General features: G+C 59.7%; 19 protein-coding genes and 1 tRNA gene. 17 read left to right on the plus strand and 3 right to left on the minus strand.

Annotated features, from left to right (window positions below; translation table 11 throughout):
• The first annotated feature begins 129 nt into the window (after window positions 1–129).
• A complete protein-coding gene (locus AB4P96_RS12165) occupies window positions 130–450 on the plus strand; it encodes an I78 family peptidase inhibitor (protein ID WP_017138776.1) in 321 nt (106 codons plus the stop codon).
• 73 nt (window positions 451–523) lie between these two features.
• On the opposite strand, the gene AB4P96_RS12170 is transcribed toward AB4P96_RS12165, so the two are convergent.
• Window positions 524–736, minus strand: coding sequence for a cold-shock protein (locus AB4P96_RS12170; protein ID WP_003234260.1), 213 nt, complete (start codon window positions 734–736; stop codon window positions 524–526).
• A gap of 289 nt (window positions 737–1,025) precedes the next feature.
• Window positions 1,026–1,340: a hypothetical protein gene (locus AB4P96_RS12175; RefSeq protein WP_017138777.1), complete on the minus strand. Its 315-nt coding sequence runs from the start codon at window positions 1,338–1,340 to the stop codon at window positions 1,026–1,028.
• Between the two features lie 365 nt (window positions 1,341–1,705).
• Between AB4P96_RS12175 and thrS the strand changes: the two genes are divergently transcribed.
• The 10 genes from thrS to AB4P96_RS12225 all read left to right on the plus strand — a co-directional run bounded on the left by thrS (window position 1,706) and on the right by AB4P96_RS12225 (window position 10,008).
• On the plus strand, window positions 1,706–3,628 hold the full coding sequence (thrS, locus tag AB4P96_RS12180) for a threonine--tRNA ligase (protein WP_017138778.1): 1,923 nt from the start codon (window positions 1,706–1,708) through the stop codon (window positions 3,626–3,628).
• The gene (gene infC / locus AB4P96_RS12185) at window positions 3,628–4,179 is read left to right on the plus strand and encodes a translation initiation factor IF-3 (protein ID WP_015884933.1); all 552 of its coding nucleotides are present in this window, start codon (window positions 3,628–3,630) and stop codon (window positions 4,177–4,179) included. Before thrS ends, infC begins: the two co-directional genes overlap by 1 nt.
• Before the next feature lie 59 nt (window positions 4,180–4,238).
• The gene (gene rpmI, locus AB4P96_RS12190; protein ID WP_002553160.1) at window positions 4,239–4,433 is read left to right on the plus strand and encodes a 50S ribosomal protein L35; all 195 of its coding nucleotides are present in this window, start codon (window positions 4,239–4,241) and stop codon (window positions 4,431–4,433) included.
• Window positions 4,434–4,460: 27 nt separating this feature from the next.
• The gene (gene rplT / locus AB4P96_RS12195) at window positions 4,461–4,817 is read left to right on the plus strand and encodes a 50S ribosomal protein L20 (RefSeq protein WP_003174975.1); all 357 of its coding nucleotides are present in this window, start codon (window positions 4,461–4,463) and stop codon (window positions 4,815–4,817) included.
• A gap of 109 nt (window positions 4,818–4,926) precedes the next feature.
• Complete coding sequence (gene pheS / locus AB4P96_RS12200; RefSeq protein WP_034117607.1) at window positions 4,927–5,943, plus strand: phenylalanine--tRNA ligase subunit alpha; 1,017 nt, start codon at window positions 4,927–4,929, stop codon at window positions 5,941–5,943.
• A gap of 26 nt (window positions 5,944–5,969) precedes the next feature.
• Window positions 5,970–8,348, plus strand: coding sequence for a phenylalanine--tRNA ligase subunit beta (gene pheT / locus AB4P96_RS12205; RefSeq protein ID WP_236460741.1), 2,379 nt, complete (start codon window positions 5,970–5,972; stop codon window positions 8,346–8,348).
• 3 nt (window positions 8,349–8,351) lie between these two features.
• Complete coding sequence (gene ihfA, locus AB4P96_RS12210; protein ID WP_002553164.1) at window positions 8,352–8,654, plus strand: integration host factor subunit alpha; 303 nt, start codon at window positions 8,352–8,354, stop codon at window positions 8,652–8,654.
• Window positions 8,635–8,991, plus strand: coding sequence for a MerR family transcriptional regulator (locus AB4P96_RS12215; RefSeq protein WP_003219935.1), 357 nt, complete (start codon window positions 8,635–8,637; stop codon window positions 8,989–8,991). Before ihfA ends, AB4P96_RS12215 begins: the two co-directional genes overlap by 20 nt.
• A gap of 90 nt (window positions 8,992–9,081) precedes the next feature.
• A tRNA-Pro gene (locus AB4P96_RS12220) sits at window positions 9,082–9,158 on the plus strand.
• Window positions 9,159–9,366: 208 nt separating this feature from the next.
• Window positions 9,367–10,008, plus strand: coding sequence for a glycoside hydrolase family 25 protein (locus AB4P96_RS12225; protein ID WP_170040376.1), 642 nt, complete (start codon window positions 9,367–9,369; stop codon window positions 10,006–10,008).
• 5 nt (window positions 10,009–10,013) lie between these two features.
• On the opposite strand, the gene AB4P96_RS12230 is transcribed toward AB4P96_RS12225, so the two are convergent.
• A complete protein-coding gene (locus AB4P96_RS12230; RefSeq protein ID WP_236446538.1) occupies window positions 10,014–10,643 on the minus strand; it encodes a CatB-related O-acetyltransferase in 630 nt (209 codons plus the stop codon).
• A 167-nt stretch (window positions 10,644–10,810) separates the two neighbouring features.
• Between AB4P96_RS12230 and AB4P96_RS12235 the strand changes: the two genes are divergently transcribed.
• From AB4P96_RS12235 to AB4P96_RS12260, 6 genes are all read left to right on the plus strand, one after another.
• On the plus strand, window positions 10,811–13,216 hold the full coding sequence (locus AB4P96_RS12235; protein WP_395600813.1) for a TonB-dependent siderophore receptor: 2,406 nt from the start codon (window positions 10,811–10,813) through the stop codon (window positions 13,214–13,216).
• 283 nt (window positions 13,217–13,499) lie between these two features.
• A complete protein-coding gene (locus tag AB4P96_RS12240) occupies window positions 13,500–14,414 on the plus strand; it encodes a Fe(3+) dicitrate ABC transporter substrate-binding protein FecB (protein WP_370589443.1) in 915 nt (304 codons plus the stop codon).
• 2 nt (window positions 14,415–14,416) lie between these two features.
• Window positions 14,417–15,406, plus strand: a complete 990-nt coding sequence (gene fecC / locus AB4P96_RS12245) for an iron-dicitrate ABC transporter permease FecC (RefSeq protein ID WP_169988569.1) — start codon at window positions 14,417–14,419, stop codon at window positions 15,404–15,406.
• The gene (locus AB4P96_RS12250) at window positions 15,403–16,371 is read left to right on the plus strand and encodes an iron chelate uptake ABC transporter family permease subunit (protein ID WP_138450896.1); all 969 of its coding nucleotides are present in this window, start codon (window positions 15,403–15,405) and stop codon (window positions 16,369–16,371) included. Before fecC ends, AB4P96_RS12250 begins: the two co-directional genes overlap by 4 nt.
• A gap of 4 nt (window positions 16,372–16,375) precedes the next feature.
• Entirely contained in the window at window positions 16,376–17,167 is a 792-nt protein-coding gene (fecE, locus tag AB4P96_RS12255; RefSeq protein WP_395600814.1) for a Fe(3+) dicitrate ABC transporter ATP-binding protein FecE, read from the plus strand.
• A 488-nt stretch (window positions 17,168–17,655) separates the two neighbouring features.
• A complete protein-coding gene (locus AB4P96_RS12260) occupies window positions 17,656–20,049 on the plus strand; it encodes a TonB-dependent receptor plug domain-containing protein (RefSeq protein ID WP_395600815.1) in 2,394 nt (797 codons plus the stop codon).
• The last annotated feature ends 5 nt before the right edge of the window (window positions 20,050–20,054 follow it).

Below are 20,054 nucleotides of genomic sequence, written 5' to 3' on the forward strand. Positions count from 1 at the left end.
GGTGACGATTGATCCGGCGAATGCTCGCCTTGAGTCAGGCAGACTTGCTCTTAGGCGATTTACGTCTTGAAACCAAACCGCCAGATCGCTGTCGCACGATCTCTGTCCATTTTTTTCATAGGAGGCTTCATGCCTTGGAAGCTCGCATCATTCGGTACTTTGTTGGCAGCACTCGCGTTGGCGGGTTGCAGCACCCCGGGTGCCCCTGAGCCGGGCAAAGATGCCGCCGTTGCCGATGCAGGTCACACTCGCTGCGAGTCGAAGGCTGCCGAATTCGCCATCGGCCAGAAAGCCTCGCCTCAATTGCTGGAGCAGGCGCGTACCCGTGCCGGCGCGCAGAACGCACGGATCCTCAAGCCTAACGACATGATCACCCTGGAATACCGCTCCGACCGTCTGAACCTGAACACCGACGACAACCTGGTGATCACGCGGGTCAACTGCGGCTGATCGCCTCCTGGCTTTTGCAGCGCCCATAAAAAACCCCGTCACATGGACGGGGTTTTTTTAGCTCAGCGGAGAATTACTCGCCGCGAACCTGTGCAGCTTGCATACCCTTTTGGCCTTTCTCAGCCACGAAGGAAACGGTTTGGCCTTCTTTCAGGCTTTTGAAACCGTCGCTTTCGATAGCTTTGAAGTGTACGAACAGGTCGTCACCGCCACCTTGAGGAGTGATGAAGCCGAAGCCTTTTTCATCGTTGAACCATTTAACGGTGCCGGTTTGGCGATTAGACATGGTGTATCTCCAAGAAACATATATTTTCAGTAGTGCTGTGCTGCTCAGGCCAACTGGGCACACCGGGGTATCATAGTCGAAATGTTCGGCTTGTAAGCCCCCCCAAGGCATTGTTTGCTAATCAATAGCGTTGCGTTTAGTGCCTTGGTTGGCTGAAAGCCCCGATCTACGGGGCTTTGCAGCGAAATACCAGCTGTTAAAAAAAGCCGTAAAAGCTGCGTAATTTGTGCGAAATGGCAGTTTTCAGGCTGTTTTTTCAGTCAAATGGCCGTCTGATCAGTGGTCGTTGTTATTTTTTCTTCACGACTTTGCAGGACGAAATAGCCGCGACAGCTTTGTTTTTGAGCTCGGGGCTGGAGTTCGGGTTAGTCATGAGCTCTTTGATTTCAGCGGTGCTCAATTCGGCATTGATCTTGTCCGCGCCACATTCGCAATGGCTTTTGGCGGTTTTGGCGTCCACGTTTTGTTGGGCTGCCGAGCTGCAATCCTTGATGAAGCTGTCACGGGCGCCTTCAGGCCAGTTCGAAGGGGCGGCGGCGTGCGCGCCAACAGACAAGAAAGCCAGGGAAGCGGCGAGAGCGAGGGTCGAGGTAAAGCGCATCATGAAGTGCTCCTTTGATTCGTGGGCAAACAGCGATTCTCAGCGGGTTTGAGGGCTTTCGTACAGCTCAAGTTCACTTTTACAGGCATCAAACACGGGATTTTATGTTTCATCAGGCGCGGCAGGCGCGATGACCGTTCATCTGTGCTAGCATCACCCGCTTGGCTATTTCCAGGCGCGCCCATTGCCGCCTTGCCATGTTTTTTGAGTTCACTCCAGTCACTCTGGTTCGATTATCGGTTGGCCGAAAGGCTCCTGCCGCTGTAAGGCAGGCGTTCATCATTGAACGGCCTGGTGTTGGATCTTGTACTGGCTCATCCCAACCCACGTGACCTTTGGTAGGGGTCACCACTAGGAGAGGAGGCGCCATGCCAACTATTACTCTTCCCGACGGCAGTCAACGTTCATTCGATCATTCGGTTTCCGTAGCCGAGGTCGCCGCATCCATTGGTGCAGGTCTTGCCAAGGCCACCGTGGCCGGCAAGGTCGACGGCAAGCTGGTTGACGCCAGCGACCTGATCACTGGTGATGCCAGCCTGCAAATCATCACGCCCAAGGATCAAGAGGGGCTGGAGATCATTCGCCACTCTTGCGCGCACCTGATTGGCCATGCGGTCAAGCAGCTGTACCCAACGGCAAAAATGGTGATCGGCCCGGTCATTGACGAAGGCTTTTACTACGATATCGCCTATGAGCGTCCTTTCACTCCGGACGACCTGGCCGCTATCGAAGCGCGCATGCACGCGCTGATCGAAAAAGATTACGACGTGATCAAGAAGGTCACGCCGCGCGCCGAAGTGATCGACGTGTTCACCGCCCGTGGCGAAGACTACAAGCTGCGTCTGGTGGAAGACATGCCGGACGAACAGGCCATGGGCCTGTATTACCACGAAGAATATGTCGACATGTGCCGTGGTCCGCACGTGCCGAACACACGCTTCCTCAAGTCGTTCAAGCTGACCAAGCTGTCCGGTGCCTACTGGCGCGGTGATGCGAAGAACGAACAATTGCAGCGGATCTACGGCACGGCCTGGGCTGACAAGAAGCAACTGGCGGCCTACATCCAGCGCATCGAAGAAGCTGAAAAGCGCGACCACCGCAAAATCGGCAAGCGACTGAACCTGTTTCACCTCCAGGAAGAAGCGCCGGGCATGGTGTTCTGGCACCCGAACGGCTGGACCCTGTACCAGGTGCTCGAGCAGTACATGCGCAAGGTTCAGCGCGACAACGGCTACCTGGAGATCAAGACGCCTCAGGTTGTTGACCGCAGTCTGTGGGAGAAATCCGGGCACTGGGCCAACTACGCCGACAACATGTTCACCACGCAGTCGGAAAACCGCGACTACGCCATCAAGCCAATGAACTGCCCATGCCACGTGCAGGTGTTCAACCAGGGCCTGAAGAGCTACCGCGAGTTGCCGATGCGCCTGGCCGAGTTCGGTGCCTGCCACCGTAACGAACCGTCGGGTGCGCTGCACGGCATCATGCGTGTGCGTGGCTTCACCCAGGACGACGCCCACATCTTCTGCACCGAAGAGCAGATGCAGGCTGAATCCGCCGCGTTCATCAAGCTGACCATGGATGTTTATCGCGATTTCGGTTTCACCGAAGTCGAAATGAAACTGTCCACTCGTCCGGAAAAACGTGTTGGTTCCGACGAACTGTGGGACCGCGCTGAATCTGCACTGGCCGCTGCGCTAGACAGCGCGGGCCTTGCGTACGATCTGCAGCCGGGTGAGGGCGCCTTCTACGGTCCGAAGATCGAGTTCTCGCTGAAAGATTGCCTTGGTCGCGTCTGGCAGTGTGGTACCCTGCAGCTCGATTTTAACCTGCCGATCCGTTTGGGAGCCGAATACGTCTCCGAAGATAACAGCCGCAAGCACCCGGTTATGCTGCACCGGGCGATCCTCGGCTCGTTCGAACGGTTCGTCGGTATCCTGATCGAGCACTACGAGGGTGCATTCCCTGCGTGGCTGGCTCCGACCCAGGCAGTGATCATGAATATCACTGATAAACAGGCCGATTTTGCCGCTGAAGTTGAAAAAACTCTCAACGAAAGCGGATTTCGTGCCAAGTCCGACTTGAGAAATGAAAAGATCGGCTTTAAAATCCGCGAGCATACTTTGCTCAAGGTTCCCTATCTTTTGGTTATCGGAGATCGGGAAGTCGAGATGCAGACTGTCGCTGTGCGTACTCGTGAAGGTGCTGACCTGGGCTCGATGCCCGTCGCCCAGTTCGCTGAGTTCCTCGCGCAAGCGGTTTCCCGGCGTGGTCGCCCAGATTCGGAGTAATTATTATTAAGCGTGAAATGAGACAAGATAAACGAGCTGCACCGAAAGCCCCGATCAACGAGAATATCTCGGCACGCGAGGTTCGGTTAATTGGCGCTGACGGCGAGCAGATTGGCATCGTCTCGATTGATGAAGCGCTTCGTATTGCTGAAGAGTCCAAATTGGACCTGGTGGAAATCTCCGCCGATGCAATCCCACCTGTTTGTCGGGTGATGGACTACGGCAAATCGATCTTCGAGAAGAAGAAACAGGTTGCCGCAGCGAAGAAGAACCAGAAGCAGATTCAAGTAAAAGAAATCAAGTTTCGTCCAGGGACGGAGGAAGGGGATTACCAGGTAAAACTGCGCAACCTGGTACGTTTCCTGAGTGATGGGGACAGGGCCAAGGTATCCTTGCGATTCCGCGGCCGTGAGATGGCCCACCAGGAGCTGGGGATGGAACTCCTCAAGCGGGTTGAAGCTGACTTGCTCGAGTACGGTTCGGTCGAACAGCATCCTAAGATGGAAGGACGCCAGCTTATTATGGTCATCGCCCCGAAAAAGAAGAAGTAATCAACAGGGCACGGCAGGCCTTCTGATTATGTTTATCAACTGAATGCGGAGTACCGAACATGCCAAAGATGAAAACTAAAAGTGGTGCTGCTAAGCGGTTTCTGAAAACTGCTAACGGTATCAAGCACAAGCACGCTTTCAAGAGCCACATTCTGACCAAAATGTCGACCAAGCGTAAGCGTCAACTGCGCGGTAGCAGCTTGCTGCATCCGTCTGACGTGGCAAAAGTCGAGCGCATGCTGCGCCTTCGTTAATTTTAGTCAAGAATAGAGGAATAACTCATGGCTCGTGTAAAGCGTGGCGTCATTGCCCGTAAGCGTCACAAAAAAATTCTGAAACTTGCTAAAGGCTACTACGGCGCGCGTTCACGCGTATTCCGTGTTGCCAAGCAAGCGGTAATCAAGGCAGGCCAATACGCCTACCGCGACCGTCGTCAGAAAAAACGTCAGTTCCGCGCTCTGTGGATCGCTCGTATCAATGCTGGTGCACGTGTTAACGGTCTGTCCTACAGCCGTTTCATCGCTGGCCTGAAAAAAGCGTCCATCGAAATCGACCGTAAGGTTCTGGCTGAACTGGCCGTGAACGAAAAAGCGGTGTTTGCTGCGATTGTCGAGAAAGCTAAAGCCACCTTGGCTTAAGTACCCCCGACAGTCACCTTGGGCTGCTCCTGTAGCCCAAGGTGGTAAACGTCATAAATAGGGGAAGAGCCTTCAAGCTCTTCCCCTATTTTGTATCTGGAGTCTGTACATGGAAAACCTGGATGCGCTCGTTGCCCAAGCTCTTGAGGCTGTGCATAGCGCTGAAGATGTAAATGCCCTGGAGCAAATCCGGGTTCACTACCTTGGCAAAAAAGGTGAATTGACTCAGGTGATGAAGACCCTGGGGAATTTGCCGGCTGAAGAGCGTCCGCAAGTCGGCGCGCTGATCAACGTCGCCAAGGAGCGTGTCACCGAGGTGCTCAATGCGCGCAAGGCGTCGCTCGAGGAGGCCGATCTTGCGGCCAAGCTCGCCGCCGAGTCCATTGACGTCACCTTGCCTGGTCGTGGCCAGGCCTCGGGCGGTCTGCATCCGATCACCCGGACTCTGGAACGTATCGAGCAGTTCTTCACCCATATCGGTTACGGCATTGCCGAAGGCCCCGAGGTCGAAGACGACTATCACAACTTCGAGGCGCTCAACATCCCAGGCCATCACCCGGCCCGGTCGATGCACGACACCTTCTATTTCAACGCGAACATGCTGTTGCGCACCCATACCTCGCCGGTACAGGTCCGCACCATGGAAGCGAACAAGCCGCCGATCCGCATCGTCTGCCCAGGCCGTGTGTACCGCAGCGACTCTGATATCACCCACTCGCCGATGTTCCACCAGGTCGAAGGCCTGCTGGTCGATCGCGACATCAATTTCGCCGACCTCAAAGGCACCATCGAAGAGTTCCTGCGGGTGTTCTTCGAGAAAGAGCTGGCGGTGCGTTTCCGTCCATCGTTCTTCCCGTTCACCGAGCCATCCGCTGAAGTCGACATGGAATGCGTGATGTGCAGCGGCAAAGGCTGCCGCGTCTGCAAGCAGACCGGCTGGCTGGAAGTGATGGGCTGCGGCATGGTTCACCCTAACGTGCTGCGCATGTCCGGGATCGACCCGGAAGAGTTCTCGGGCTTTGCCTTCGGCATGGGCGTTGAGCGCCTGGCCATGCTGCGTTACGGCGTGAACGACTTGCGTCTGTTCTTCGACAACGACTTGCGGTTCCTCGCGCAATTTCGCTAGTCGTAACGAATCTTTAGGAGAGCAGGATGAAATTCAGTGAACAATGGCTGCGTGGCTGGGTAAGCCCGCAGGTAGATCGCGACGAGCTGGTTGCTCGTCTGTCGATGGCCGGCCTTGAGGTCGATAGCGTAACGCCGGCCGCCGGTGTTTTCACCGGCGTGGTGGTGGGCGAGGTGCTGAGCACCGAGCAGCACCCCGATGCCGACAAGCTGCGTGTGTGCCAGGTCAGCAATGGCGTGGAAACCTTTCAGGTCGTGTGCGGAGCGCCAAACGTGCGCCCGGGCCTGAAGATTCCGTTTGCCATGATCGGCGCCGAACTGCCGGGCGACTTCAAGATCAAGAAAGCCAAGCTGCGTGGCGTTGAGTCCAACGGCATGCTGTGTTCCCAGGCCGAGCTGCAAGTCGGCGAGGGCAACGATGGCCTGATGGAACTGCCGGCCGATGCGCCAGTGGGTCAGGACATTCGCGTTTACCTGGAACTGGAAGACGCCAGCATCGAGGTCGACCTGACCCCGAACCGGGGTGACTGCCTGTCCCTCGCCGGTCTGGCCCGTGAAGTGGGCGCGCTGTACAACGCCCCGGTCACCCGCCCGGTGGTGGCCGCAGTCGCTGCAGTCCACGACGAAGTGCGCCCTGTCGACGTACTGGCGCCAAACGCCTGCCCACGTTACCTGGGTCGTGTGATCCGCAACGTCGACCTGTCCAAGCCAACCCCGCTGTGGATGGTTGAGCGCCTGCGTCGCGCCGACGTGCGCAGCATCGATGCCGCCGTGGACATCACCAACTACGTGATGCTGGAGCTGGGCCAACCGCTGCACGCCTTCGATCTTGCCGAAATCAATGGCGGCATCCGTGTGCGCATGGCCGAAGAAGGCGAGAAGCTGGTATTGCTCGACGGCCAGGAAGTCAGCCTGCGCGCCGACACCCTGGTAATTGCCGACCATTCCCGCGCCCTGGCGATTGCCGGCGTGATGGGTGGCGAGCACAGCGGCGTGTCCGAAACCACCCGCGATATTTTCCTTGAGAGCGCATTCTTCGACCAGATCGCCATCGCTGGCAAGGCCCGTTCCTACGGCCTGCACACCGATGCCTCGCACCGCTACGAGCGTGGTGTGGACTGGAAGCTGGCCCGTGAAGCCATGGAGCGCGCCACTGGCCTGCTGCTGGAAATCACTGGCGGCGAAGCCGGCCCGATCACCGAGACCGTCAACGAGCAGTTCCTGCCGTCGATTGCACCGATCACCCTGCGCGCCAAAAGCGTCGAGCAAATGCTTGGCCTGGTGATTGAACCTGCGCAGATCGAGCAACTGCTGTCCGCACTCGGCCTGGGTATTTCCGCCGGTGGGGAAGGGCAGTGGCACGTAGAAGTGCCAAGCCATCGTTTCGACATCAGCCTGGAAGTCGACCTGATCGAAGAACTGGCCCGCCTGTACGGCTACAACCGCCTGCCGGTTCGCTACCCGCAAGCGCGCCTGGCACCGCAACCCAAGGCCGAGGCGCGTGCGCACCTGCCAGAGTTGCGTCGCCTGCTGGTTGCCCGTGGCTACCAGGAAGCGGTGACTTATAGCTTCATCGATCCAAAGCAGTTTGAGCTGTTCAACCCAGGTGTTGAGCCGTTGCTGTTGGCTAACCCGATCTCCAATGACATGGCCGCCATGCGTTCGTCGCTGTGGCCGGGCCTGGTCAAGGCACTTTCCCATAACCTGAACCGTCAGCAAGACCGCGTGCGCATGTTCGAAAGCGGCCTGCGTTTTGTCGGCCAGCTCGACGGTCTGAAGCAAGAGCCGATGCTGGCGGGTGTTGTCTGCGGTAGCCGCCTGCCAGAAGGCTGGGCACAGGGCCGCGATGGCGTGGACTTCTTCGACGTTAAAGCCGATGTGGAAGCGGTGCTGGGCTTTGCCGGTGCACTGGATGACTTCACGTTTGTGTCTGGTAGCCACCCGGCATTGCACCCGGGCCAGACTGCACGTATCGAGCGCGAAGGGCGTTTGGTGGGTTTTGTCGGTGCCATCCACCCTGAGCTGTCGAAAACATTGGGCCTGGACCGTCCGGTCTTTGTTTTTGAGCTGGTTCTGGCTGAAGTGGCGTCGGGCAAGATGCCTAAATTCAGCGAGTTGTCGCGCTTCCCTGAAGTGCGTCGTGACCTCGCGCTGATCGCCGACCGTGAAGTGGCCGCCACTGCCGTTCTGGACGTAATCCGTGAAAATGCAGGGGAATGGCTGACAGACCTCAGGCTATTTGACGTCTATCAGGGTAAAGGCATTGATCCGCATAGAAAAAGCCTTGCAGTTGGCTTGACCTGGCAGCATCCATCGCGCACTCTTAATGACGATGAGGTGAATACCACGACACAAAATATCCTCACCTCGCTCGAACAAAGGTTGAACGCCACGTTAAGGAAGTGACGTATGGGGGCTTTGACGAAAGCTGAGATGGCGGAACGTCTGTACGAAGAGTTGGGTCTGAACAAACGCGAAGCCAAGGAATTGGTCGAGCTGTTCTTTGAAGAAATTCGGCACGCTCTGGAAGACAACGAACAGGTCAAATTGTCCGGTTTCGGCAATTTTGACCTGCGGGACAAACGCCAGCGGCCTGGCCGCAATCCAAAAACGGGAGAAGAAATCCCGATCACGGCTCGCCGTGTGGTCACCTTTCGTCCAGGGCAGAAGTTGAAGGCCCGAGTTGAGGCTTATGCTGGAACCAAGTCATAACGACGAACTACCCGTCATCCCAGGCAAACGCTACTTCACCATTGGTGAAGTCAGCGAGCTCTGTGCGGTCAAGCCGCACGTGCTGCGCTATTGGGAGCAGGAGTTTCCTCAACTCAACCCCGTCAAACGCACCGGGAACCGTCGGTATTATCAGCGCCAGGATGTGCTGATGATCCGACAGATCCGTGCGTTGCTGTACGACCAGGGGTTCACCATCAGCGGCGCGCGCCAGCGTATGTCCGGTGATGAAGCCAAAGACGACACCACCCAATACAAGCAAATGATCCGCCAGATGATCTCCGAACTCGAAGATGTGCTGGTGGTTCTGAAGAAGTGATACAAGCTTTTAAAATACTTCCACATTTCAAAAGCTTGCGGTATATTCCGGATCGCTTCGTTACGAAGCAAACCCAGTAACACGCCTAGTCGGGGCGTAGCGCAGTCCGGTAGCGCACTAGCATGGGGTGCTAGGGGTCGAGTGTTCGAATCACTCCGTCCCGACCATATTCTCGATCAAGCCCAATCTGAAAAGGTTGGGCTTTTTCATGCGCGCGTTTTTTGGGGAACGCCCCAATTTTTCACCCTTGTACCGTCTGCCATACCCAAGCGCATCCCTAAGCAGGCAGTACTCTTATACGGTTTTTCGGCGCTTTAGAATGAAAGTATCCGAGATGAAAGGTTGCATAAAGCACCCAGCGTCTTGGAGAAACTCATGAGTTGTGAACAGCAAACCCCTACCACCCATGCTCGTGGCATTGATGTGTCGCGCTGGCAAGGAGAGATCGACTGGCGCCGCGTCGCGTCAGCCGGTGTCACCCATGCCATTGTGAAGATGACCGAAGGGGGCACCTACACTGACCCTCGGTTTGCAACAAACTTTGCCGGGATGCTGGCCCACGGTTTGACTGCGGGGGTTTACCACTACTTTCGTGCACTGAGCAGTACCCCCGGCGAACAACTGGCCAATATTCGGCAGCGGATCTGCGAGGCCAACTTCGAGGTCGGGAAGCACATCCTGGCCATTGATGTAGAAACCTCGCGCAACGAAACGGCGAGCGCGGATCAGATGGCCGATGCCTTGTACGAACTGGTAATGCTGCTCAGCACGCAGGTGCTCGATGGCGCCCATCCATACATCTACACGTCACCCAGCATCTGGGCTGACCGTGTGGCGTGGCGCAAGTACGATTTCAGCCCGTGCCCGTTGTGGATCGCCCACTGGGATGCCAAGCAGCCGACAGTGCCCGAAACCTGGCGTAGCCACGGCAAGCGCTGGCACTGGTGGCAGCACAGCAGCAAAGGCCAGGTCGATGGCATTCAAGGTGCCGTGGATCTGGATTGGATCAAGCGCTGAAGGCTTCAGCCAGCCGAACGCCCGCGCTGGCTGAGGTACTCCACAAACGGCCCGATATCCGTACTGCACAGCAAATGCGCCACCTCACGCACCTCAGCCTCCGGCCAGTCCCACCAGGCGGATTGCTCAAGGATCAGCCGAGTCGGTTCATCAAAACGCCAGCGGATATGTTTGGCCGGGTTGCCGCCCACAATGGCGTAAGGCGCCACATCCTTGGTCACAATCGCGCCTGCCGCCACGACTGCGCCATTGCCGATCGTCACGCCCGACAGAATCTTCGCGTGGGAGCTGATCCAGCAATCATTGCCAATGATCACGTCGCCTTTGCTGCCACCAAAGTCGGTAATGTGCGCGAGGCTTTTCATCTTGGCGGGGAAGGGGTAGCAACTGAGCCAGTCGGTGCGATGATGGCCGCCCAAATACACTTCCACATTGCCGGCAATCGAGGTGTAGGCGCCGACACGCAGGGTCGTGCCTTCATGCCAGTCGTGCACCTTCAAATCGCCGTAGGTGCCTATGCCAAAGCTGTAGTTTGGATAGCGGTTGCGCAGTTTTTGCGTCGAGCGCTCCAGCGGGGAGAGCGCGCGTAGTGCCTTGCGCGCTTTTTTTTCGCGCCATTTACGCAATAACTTCATGCGGTGAGCCTTTATGCAGAGATTGAAATCAGGCGACATCGTGAGCAATGGCTGCCCTCTATGCAAGACGAAGGCTTTATCTGCTGAAAAAAATCGCCAACCCCTGTCCCTTTTTTGCGCCTCGCCTGTCATTCCAGGCAAGTGAACAAAATCGAGAGCTTCTCCCCATGCCCGCAGTCCGACCCATGCGCTTGCGCCCGTTGCTGAACCTGAGCCTGATGCTGAGCCTCAGTGCCAGCCCGTTATTTGTCCCGCTCAGCTATGCCGAAGACAGCACCGCCCGCCGCAGTTACCAGGTGCCGGCCGGTAGCCTGAGCGCCGCATTGACGCGCTTCGCCGGGCTCGCCGGGGTCAACCTGTCGGTGGACCCGGCGCTGGTCAGCGGTCGCAGCAGCGCCGGCTTGTCGGGTGAATACGGCGTGGAGGAGGGCTTTGCGCAGTTGCTGACGGGCTCGGGCCTGCAATTGCAACCGATGGGCACGCAGGCCTACAGGCTGATGCCGGTGCCGGAAAGCGGCAGCCTGCAACTGGCACCCACGTCCATCGTCGGTACCACTGGGTTGGCCGATGGCGATACCTATGCCGGTGGCCAGGTGGCGCGGCGTGGCTCGCAAGGCCTGCTCGGCTCACGGGACTTTATGGAAACCCCGTTCAGCATGACCACCTATACCGCCGAGGCGGTGAAGAACCAGCAGGCGCGTACCCTCGGCGATCTGGTCGCCAGCGACCCTTCGGTGCGCGCCACCAACCCGGCGGGCGGGCGCTACGAGCAGTTCACCATTCGCGGGTTCAGCCTGTTCAACAGTGATGTGGCCTACAACGGCCTCTACGGCGTACTGCCGACGTACACCATCGACATGGAAATGGCCGAGCGCGTCGACATCCTCAAGGGCCCGAGCCAGTTGATCAACGGCATCTCGCCGCGCGGCAGTGTGGGCGGCGGGATCAACGTGGTGCCCAAGCGCGCTACCGACAAGGACATCACCTCGCTGACCGGCACCTGGGCCTCCGGCAGCCAGGCCGGTGGCGCCGTGGATGTGGGGCGGCGCTTTGGTGAGGACAACAAATTCGGCATCCGTTTCAATGGCGTGAAGCAGTCCGGCGATACCGAATGGGATCACCAGAGCGTCGACCGTGAAATGGCGGTGCTGGGCCTGGATTTTCGCGGTGAGCGCCTGCGCCTTTCCACGGATATCGGCCACACCGAGCGCGCCACCGATGCGCCGCAGGAACGTGTACAAGTCGGCGCCAATGCCCGGGTGCCGAGCGCCAAAGACGTACGGCATAACTACGCACAGCCGTGGAGTAAAGCCCGCACCGATGACACCTTCGGCACGGTTATCGGCGAGTTCGACCTCAGCGATAACGTGATGCTGTATGGCGGCGTCGGCGCGCGTAAAAGCAACCACGACTTCTTGCGTCACGCGGTGTCCGTCACCAACAACGCCGGGGATTTCAGCGTATTGCCACGGGATTTCACCCGCGATGAAAACGTGCGCACCGCCACCGCCGGGGTGCGCAGTTGGTTGCATACCGGGCCGGTCAGCCATGAGATCAACCTGGCGGCCAGCTACTTCTACATGGACTTTGAAAACGGCGGCGCCCGGTACGCGGCGGCGCCGAGCAACCTGTACAACCCGGTAGAAACCCCAACCCCTTCACGGCCAACACGCCTGGATTCCAAGGTCTACACCGAGAACCGCTTCAGTGGCGTGGCGCTGTCCGATACCCTGGGCTTTTTCGACGAGCGTTTATTGCTGACCCTCGGCGCGCGCTGGCAGCGGGTCAAGGTCGACGACTGGACCGACAACGTCAAAGGCGCTACGGCCTACGATGAGGAAAAAGTCTCGCCCTCCGGCGGCATCCTGTTTAAAGCCACCGACAAACTGTCGCTGTACGCCAACTACATGGAAGGCTTGAGCCAAGGCAAAATCGCGCCGTCGACCTCGATCAACGAAGACGAAATTTTCCCGCCGTTTGTCAGCCGTCAGGTTGAAGTGGGTGCCAAATACGACGCCGGCGCGTTTGCCGTGACGGCGGCGGTGTTCCGTATCAAGCAGCCGGCCTACGAAACCAACGCCACTACGCGGGTGTTCGGGCCCAATGGCAAACGCCAGAACGACGGCGTGGAGCTGAGCGTGTTCGGCGAACCGCTCAAGGGCGTACGCCTGCTGGGCGGCGTGATGGTTATCGACAGCGAACTGACCCACACCACCAACGGTACTTTCGACGGCAACCGCGCCCCGGCCACGCCCAAGTACAACGTCAACCTGGGCGCCGAATGGGATGTGCCGACGGTGGAAGGCCTGACCCTGACCAGCCGGGGTATCTACTCAAGCTCCCAATACCTGGACCAGTCCAACGTCAAGGAGATCGATGCCTGGACCCGCATTGACGTCGGTGCGCGCTATGCCTTCAAGGTCGACGATAAGCACATCACTTTGCGGGCGAACGTCGAGAACGTCGCCGATAAACGCTACTGGAGTTCAGCGGGTGCTTCGGATGACAGCGAGCCGGGCCTGACCCTGTCCACGCCGCGCACCTATTTGCTGTCGGCCACGGTGGACTTCTAAACGCAACTATCACGAGGGGAAGGCCAATGTGGGAGCTGGTTTGCCTGCGATACAGGCACCTCGGTCTGTCAGTAAGACCCGGTCGATGCTATCGCAGGCAAGCCAGCTCCCACACAAATCAGCTCCAATTAAGCCTGCTCCCACATCGCCCCGGCCACACCCCAGACTCACCACGTTAATAAGAATGTTTTTTGATTGCATCGCCTCAATATGGAATAGTACCCGCCGTTTTCCCCGGCCCGTCCAGCCGGGGTGTTTTAACGCCGAGGTCTTTGTCATGCGAATGTTGCGCTCCATCCCGACCCTTGCCGCCTGCCTCCTGGCGTTGTCTTCCAGCGTGTTGAACGCCGCGCCTATCGACCTTAATGATGGCCAGCACGCGGTGCACCTGCCGGATGCGCCCAAGCGCGTGGTGGTGCTGGAGTTCTCATTTCTCGACAGTCTCGCCGCCGTCGACGTTACGCCGGTCGGCGCTGCGGACGATGGCGATGCCAACCGCGTCTTGCCGCGTGTGCGCCAGGCCATCGGCCAATGGAAGTCCGTGGGCTTGCGTTCGCAACCGAGCATCGAAGAAATCGCCCGGCTCAAGCCGGACTTGATCGTCGCCGACCTCAATCGTCATCAGGCGTTGTACAGCGACTTGGCGAGCATCGCGCCGACCTTGTTGCTGCCATCACGTGGAGAAGATTACGAAGGCAGCCTTAAATCCGCCGAACTGATCGGCACGGCCCTGGGCAAAAGCGCGCAGATGCACGCGCGCATCGCCCAGAACCGTGAACACTTGCAGGCCATTGCCAAGCAGATTCCGGCGGGTGCCAGCGTGTTGTTCGGGGTTGCCCGTGAAGACAGCTTTTCCGTACACGGGCCTGACTCCTACGCCGGCAGCGTGCTGCAAGCCATCGGCCTGAAAGTGCCTTTGGTACGTGCCAAGGCTGCGCCGACTGAATTTGTCAGCCTGGAACAATTGCTCGCGCTTGACCCTGGCTGGTTGCTGGTTGGTCACTATCGTCGCCCAAGTATCGTCGACACCTGGAGCAAGCAGCCGTTGTGGCAAGTGCTCGGCGCGGTGCGTAATCATCAGGTGGCCGAGGTCGATGGCGACAGTTGGGCGCGTAACCGAGGTGTATTGGCGTCGGAGCAAATCGCTGAAGACACCCTGGCGATACTCAAGGGCGGCAAAGCCGTATTGAGCCAGTAACCGTGCAGCGCAGTTTCGCGGCGGCAGGCATTGTGCTGCTGGGTGCCGTGTTGTTCTGGTACTCGCTGTACAGCTGGTCGCCGTTCACTATCACCGCGACGGATGCCTGGAACGGCCTGATTCACCAGGGCAGCGTGGGCGGCAATATGGCCTATATCGTGGCGCAGCTGCGCGTGCCCCGAGCGTTGTGCGCGGCGTTGGTCGGTGCCTGCCTGGGCCTGGCCGGTGCATTGATGCAAGGCATCACCCGCAACCGCCTGGCATCGCCGTCGTTGTTCGGCGTGACGGCTGGCGCGGCATTGGGATTGGCCTTGTTTTCCACCGGTTTGGTCGCGCCGCCCTTTGCCGGTGGCGCCCTGTTGATGACCTGCCTGGGCGGCGCGCTGGCCTGGGTCACGGTGTTCAGCCTCGGCGGCGCGTGGTCGCCGAACACCGCGCAAGGTCGGCTGGTGTTGGCCGGTGTGGCGGTTGCTGCGTTGTGCGCGGCCTTGACCCGGCTCACGGTGATTCTGGTCGAGGCCCAGGCCCAAAGCGTGCTGAACTGGCTGGCCGGGTCGCTGGCCAATGTGGGTGCGGCCCAGGTGCAACTGCTCTGGCCATGCACGCTGATCGGCGGCGTGTGGGCGCTGTGGTGTGCGCCGCGGCTGAACCTGATCAACCTCGGCGAAGACGCCGCGCGCTCGTTGGGCGTCGGTATCGCCAGCCTGCGCTTGCAGGTGTTTGTCGCCAGCTTGCTGTTGGTGGGCGCCAGCGTGTGCGCGGTCGGCCCCATTGGCTTTGTCGGGCTGATCGCGCCGAATATCATTCGCCAGTTTCTCGGTAACGACTACCGCTGGCTGATCCCGCTCAGCGCGGCGTTGGGCGCGGTGATCGTGCTGGGCGCCGACTTGCTCAGTCGCGCGGTGGCCTTTCCAGTGGAAACCCCGGCGGGCGTGGTCACTGCGTTGATCGGCGCACCGTTCTTCCTGTTTCTTGCCAGGCGCACCCTATGATTCGGCCACGCTTACGTTTATGGCTGCTGCTGGGCTTGCTGCTGGTGGCACTGCTGGCGAGCCTCAGCGCCGGTACGGTGTGGCTCAAACCTGCCACCGTGCTGGAGCGCCTGCTGGCCCACGACGCCCTCGATTTTGAAGTGTGGAACCACCGCCTGCCACGCAGCCTGATCGCCATTCTGGCTGGCTGCGCCTTCGGCCTGGCCGGCGCGATTGTGCAGGGCGTGATCCGCAACCCGCTGGCCTCGCCGGAAATTCTCGGCGTGACCCAAGGTGCCGGGCTGGCGCTGACCGTGGCGATCATCAGCTGGCCACACCTGCCGATTGCCTGGCTGCCACTGGTGGCCTGCCTGGGCGGCGCCGGTGGGGCCTTGCTGCTGGCGCTGTACAACACCGGCGTGAGTTTTTCCGGGGTGCGTTTTGCGCTGTCGGGGGTGGCGATTGCGGTGACCTTGTCCAGCGTCACCGAGTTTTTGATCCTGTCCCATCCGTTGGATATCAACACCGCGTTGCTCGCGCTGACGGGCAGTTTGTGGAGCCGTAATTGGCACCATGTGGCGCTGGTGTTGCCGTTTCTGCTGTTGATCCCGTTGGGCCTGTGCCTGGCTAAACCCCTGAACCTCATCGCGCTTGGCGATGAGGCCGCCCACAGCCTGGGCACTGCGCTTGGCCGTACCCGCTGGTGGGCGATGGCCTGCGCGGTGGTGCTCACCAGCCTGGGTGTCGGCGTGATCGGGCCGATTGGTTTTATCGGCCTGGTCGCACCGCACATGGCGCGGCGTCTGGTGGGTGGGCATCACCAGTACCTGCTGCCGGCTGCGATGCTGATTGGCGCGTTATTGCTGGTGCTGGCCGACACCCTCGGGCGCACATTGATCGCGCCCAGCGAAATCCCGGCGGGCGTGCTTACGGCGGTGATTGGTGCGCCGTATTTTCTTTGGTTGCTGGCACGGTTCAAGGGTTGATGACATGAGTATTTTGCAGGCCCACCAACTCGACATCGGCTACGGCGCCACGCGTATCGTGCAGGACCTTTCGTTCGCACCGCCGACAGGTCGCGTCACCGCGCTGATCGGCCCCAACGGCTGCGGCAAGTCCACCTTGCTCAAGGCGTTTGCGCGCATCCTCAAGCCGACCCAGGGCGAGTTGACCCTGGATGGCCACGCCTACGCCAGCTTGTCCGCTCGGCAACTGGCGCGGCAGATCGCATTTTTACCGCAGGTATTGCCGGTGCCGGAAGGTGTCAGCGTGCGCCAGTTGGTCGCCTACGGCCGCAGCCCGCATAACTCGTTGTGGGGGCGCCTGAGCGGCAACGATCAAGCCCAGGTGACCCAGGCCATGCAGCGCCTGGAGCTGGACAGCCTGGGCGACCGCGCGTTGGCGGATTTGTCCGGCGGCCAGCGCCAGCGCGCCTGGCTGGCCATGGTGCTGGCACAGAATGCGCCAGTGGTGTTGCTCGACGAACCCACCACTTACCTCGACATCAGCCATCAGGTGGAACTGCTCGACCTGATGGGCGAACTGGCCGCCGAGGGCAAAACCGTTATCACCGTACTGCACGACATCAACCAGGCCTGCCGCTACGCCGACCACCTGGCGGTGATGCACGCCGGCAAGCTGGTGGCTGACGGCCCGCCCGCCCAAGTGATCAGCGCCGAGCTGATGCGCCAGGTGTTCGACGTGCAAGTGCAGATCATGCAGGAGCCGGTTTCCGGCACGCCAATGTGCCTGGTGGAAAAAAGCACTCGCATCCACGCCTGACCCTGTTCGCTCTCACGCACTAATGCTCGTTCCCACGCTCCGCGTGGGAATGCAGCCCGTGACGCTCCGCGTCACAAGGTTGCAGGGCGGGACGCGGAGCGTCCCATGAGGCATTCCCACGCGGAGCGTGGGAACGATCAGCAAGAAAACATTATTTATATGAATAAAGTTATTCGCTAATAATGAAAGTAGAGAATATTAGCTTATGCCCAAATAGCATTATATTTTTAAAATCCATTCCGTTATGTTTGATCGCAACAGCCTACCCCTGACCTCGGATGGTACCCAGCGTGATTCAGATTCTGCGCGCCATAACCGGGTAAAGACCCCGCGGCAGAATCGTTGGAAGGGAGTTCAACGTATGTTGCCGATTCAAACCCCTCGCTCGCTCCACACCTAGTTCCCATCGCAGCTGCACCCTGAAAAACGAGCACCGCGCCCGCCCGCGCGACTGCCCGACTTCGCGATTCGGAAAGCCTGGAGTGGTCATGAAGCAAGTTTTACCCCCCACCGCCGCACTCACGCTGGCCCTGTTGGCCGGCACTGCATCCGCCCAGGACGACAGCACCCTGTCCACCGTGGTGGTCACCGGTAACCGTGGCGCCGAGCAGCGCACCGTCACCAGCAGCCCGGTGCCGATCGATGTGGTCAGCGCCAGGCAACTGCAAAGCACCGGCAAGCCCGGCTTGATGGAAGCCTTGAGCGCGGTGATCCCGTCGCTGACCCTGCCGGAAAAAACCGGCTGGGACGCCAGCGGCATTGCCCGTGCGCCCAACCTGCGGGGCTTGAGTGCTGCCGAAGTGCTGGTGCTGGTCAACGGCAAACGTCGTCACACCAGCGCCACGCTGAACATCAATGGCATCAACACCGGCGCGGCGCCGGCTGACCTGGATTTGATCCCCATCAGTGCCATCGACCATGTGGAAGTGCTGCGCGACGGCGCCGCCGCCCAGTACGGCTCGGATGCCATCGCCGGGGTCATCAATGTGATCCTCAAGGCTGATACCAGCGGCACCGCCGTCACCAACGTCGGTCAGGGCTACGACGGCAAGAAGCAAACCGTGCAACAAAGCCTCAACAAGGGTTTTGAAATCGGCAACGGCGGCGTCGTGCAATTGGCCCTGGATGCCCGCAGCCAGAATGACGACAACAAAGCCAGCGCCAACGGCTACACCTATGAGCAAGCCTACAACCAGGCCGGCAGGTCGACCTACGGCGGTTACGGCACGCCCAAGACCAACCTGCTGACCCTGGGCTACAACGCCGAACTGCCGATTGATGACAGCCTCAGTCTGTATTCCTTCACCACCTACTCGCGGCGCAAGGCCGAGCAGGGGCAGAACTACCGCCTGCCGACCATCACCAATACCATCACCACCGGGCCGAATGGCTACCCGGCCGGGTACACGCCGACCTGGTACATCGACGAGGACGATTTCCAGGCCGCGTTCGGCGGCAAAGGCACCGTTGGCGCGTGGGACTGGGATTTGTCCACCACCTACGGGCGCAACGAGGCGGAACAGGGCACCACCCACAACCAGAACCCGTCGCTGGGCGAGTACACGCCCAACAGCTTCACCTCCGGCACCTGGATTTCCACCGAGCTGACCACCAACCTCGACTTCAAGCGTGGCTTTGATGTCGGCCTGCAAAAACCGTTGGACCTGTCCTTCGGCTTCGAGCATCGGCGCGACACCTATGAGGTGCAGGCCGGTGACTACGCGTCCTATGCCAATGGCGGCTACTGCGTGGCGCCGGGCAACTGCGCGTCATCCGGGGCGCAGGTCACCAACGGCATTTCGCCGGATGAAGAAAGCAGCGCCTCGCGCAACAGCCTCGCCAGTTACGTCGATGTGGGCTTCAACCCGCTGCCGGACTGGTACATCGGCACGGCCTTTCGCTACGAGCATTACAACGAAGGCGTCGGCGCAACCCGCAGCGGCAAACTGACCACACGCTACGATTTCACCCCGCAATTTGCCGTGCGCGCCACCGTCAGTAACGGCTTTCGCGCGCCGTCCCTGGCCAATAGCCTGTTCAGTGCGCGCTCCACCACTTATGGCGTGGTCGACGGCGTGTATCAGTCGATCAACTACGGCGTATTGCCGGTGGGTTCGGCGGCGGCCAAGGCCCTCGGCGCCCAGGAGTTGAAGCCCGAGCGCTCGACCAACTTCAGCCTGGGTTTCACCCTTACGCCCACCGACCGCCTGAACTTCACCGCCGACGCCTACGTGATCAACCTGCGCGACCGCATCACCCTGACCGGCACCTTGCTCGGCCCCGAAGTCACCCAGGTACTGCAAAGCAACGGCATCAACTCCACCTCCGGCGGCCAGTACTTTATCAACGGCGCCGACACCCGCACCAAGGGCGTGGATCTGGTCAGCAACTACAACCAGGACCTCGGCCAGTTCGGCGCCTTGAAGTGGACCGCCGCGTTCAACTGGAACCAGACCAAGATCCTCAACTACAAGGCGTCCACCGATATCCTCGGCACGCCCTATGACCTGATGGACCGCCAGGCCCGTGGCCTGATCACCGATGTGCAGCCCAAGACCAAGCTCATCCTCGGCGGCGACTGGAGCATAGACCGCTTCAACCTCAACCTGGCCCTGACCCGCTACGGCGCCTACAAAGAGGTCAATTCCTCGGCCAATCGCGATCTGGACCGGGTTTACAACGCCCGCTGGATCACTGACCTCGACCTTGGCTACAACCTCACCAAAGCCCTCAACATCGCCGTCGGCGCCAAGAACCTGTTCGACCTTTACCCCAAGAAACAAGGCGTGCCGAGCAGCACCATGCTCGCCAGCTACGGCACTTATTCGCCCTACGGTTTTACCGGCGGGTACTACTACACCCGGCTGACTTACGCCTTCTAAGGCCG

Origin of the sequence: Pseudomonas sp. B19125 (genome assembly GCF_044218855.1) — a bacterium.
In the GTDB taxonomy this organism is placed as follows: Bacteria; Pseudomonadota; Gammaproteobacteria; order Pseudomonadales; family Pseudomonadaceae; genus Aquipseudomonas; species Aquipseudomonas edaphica.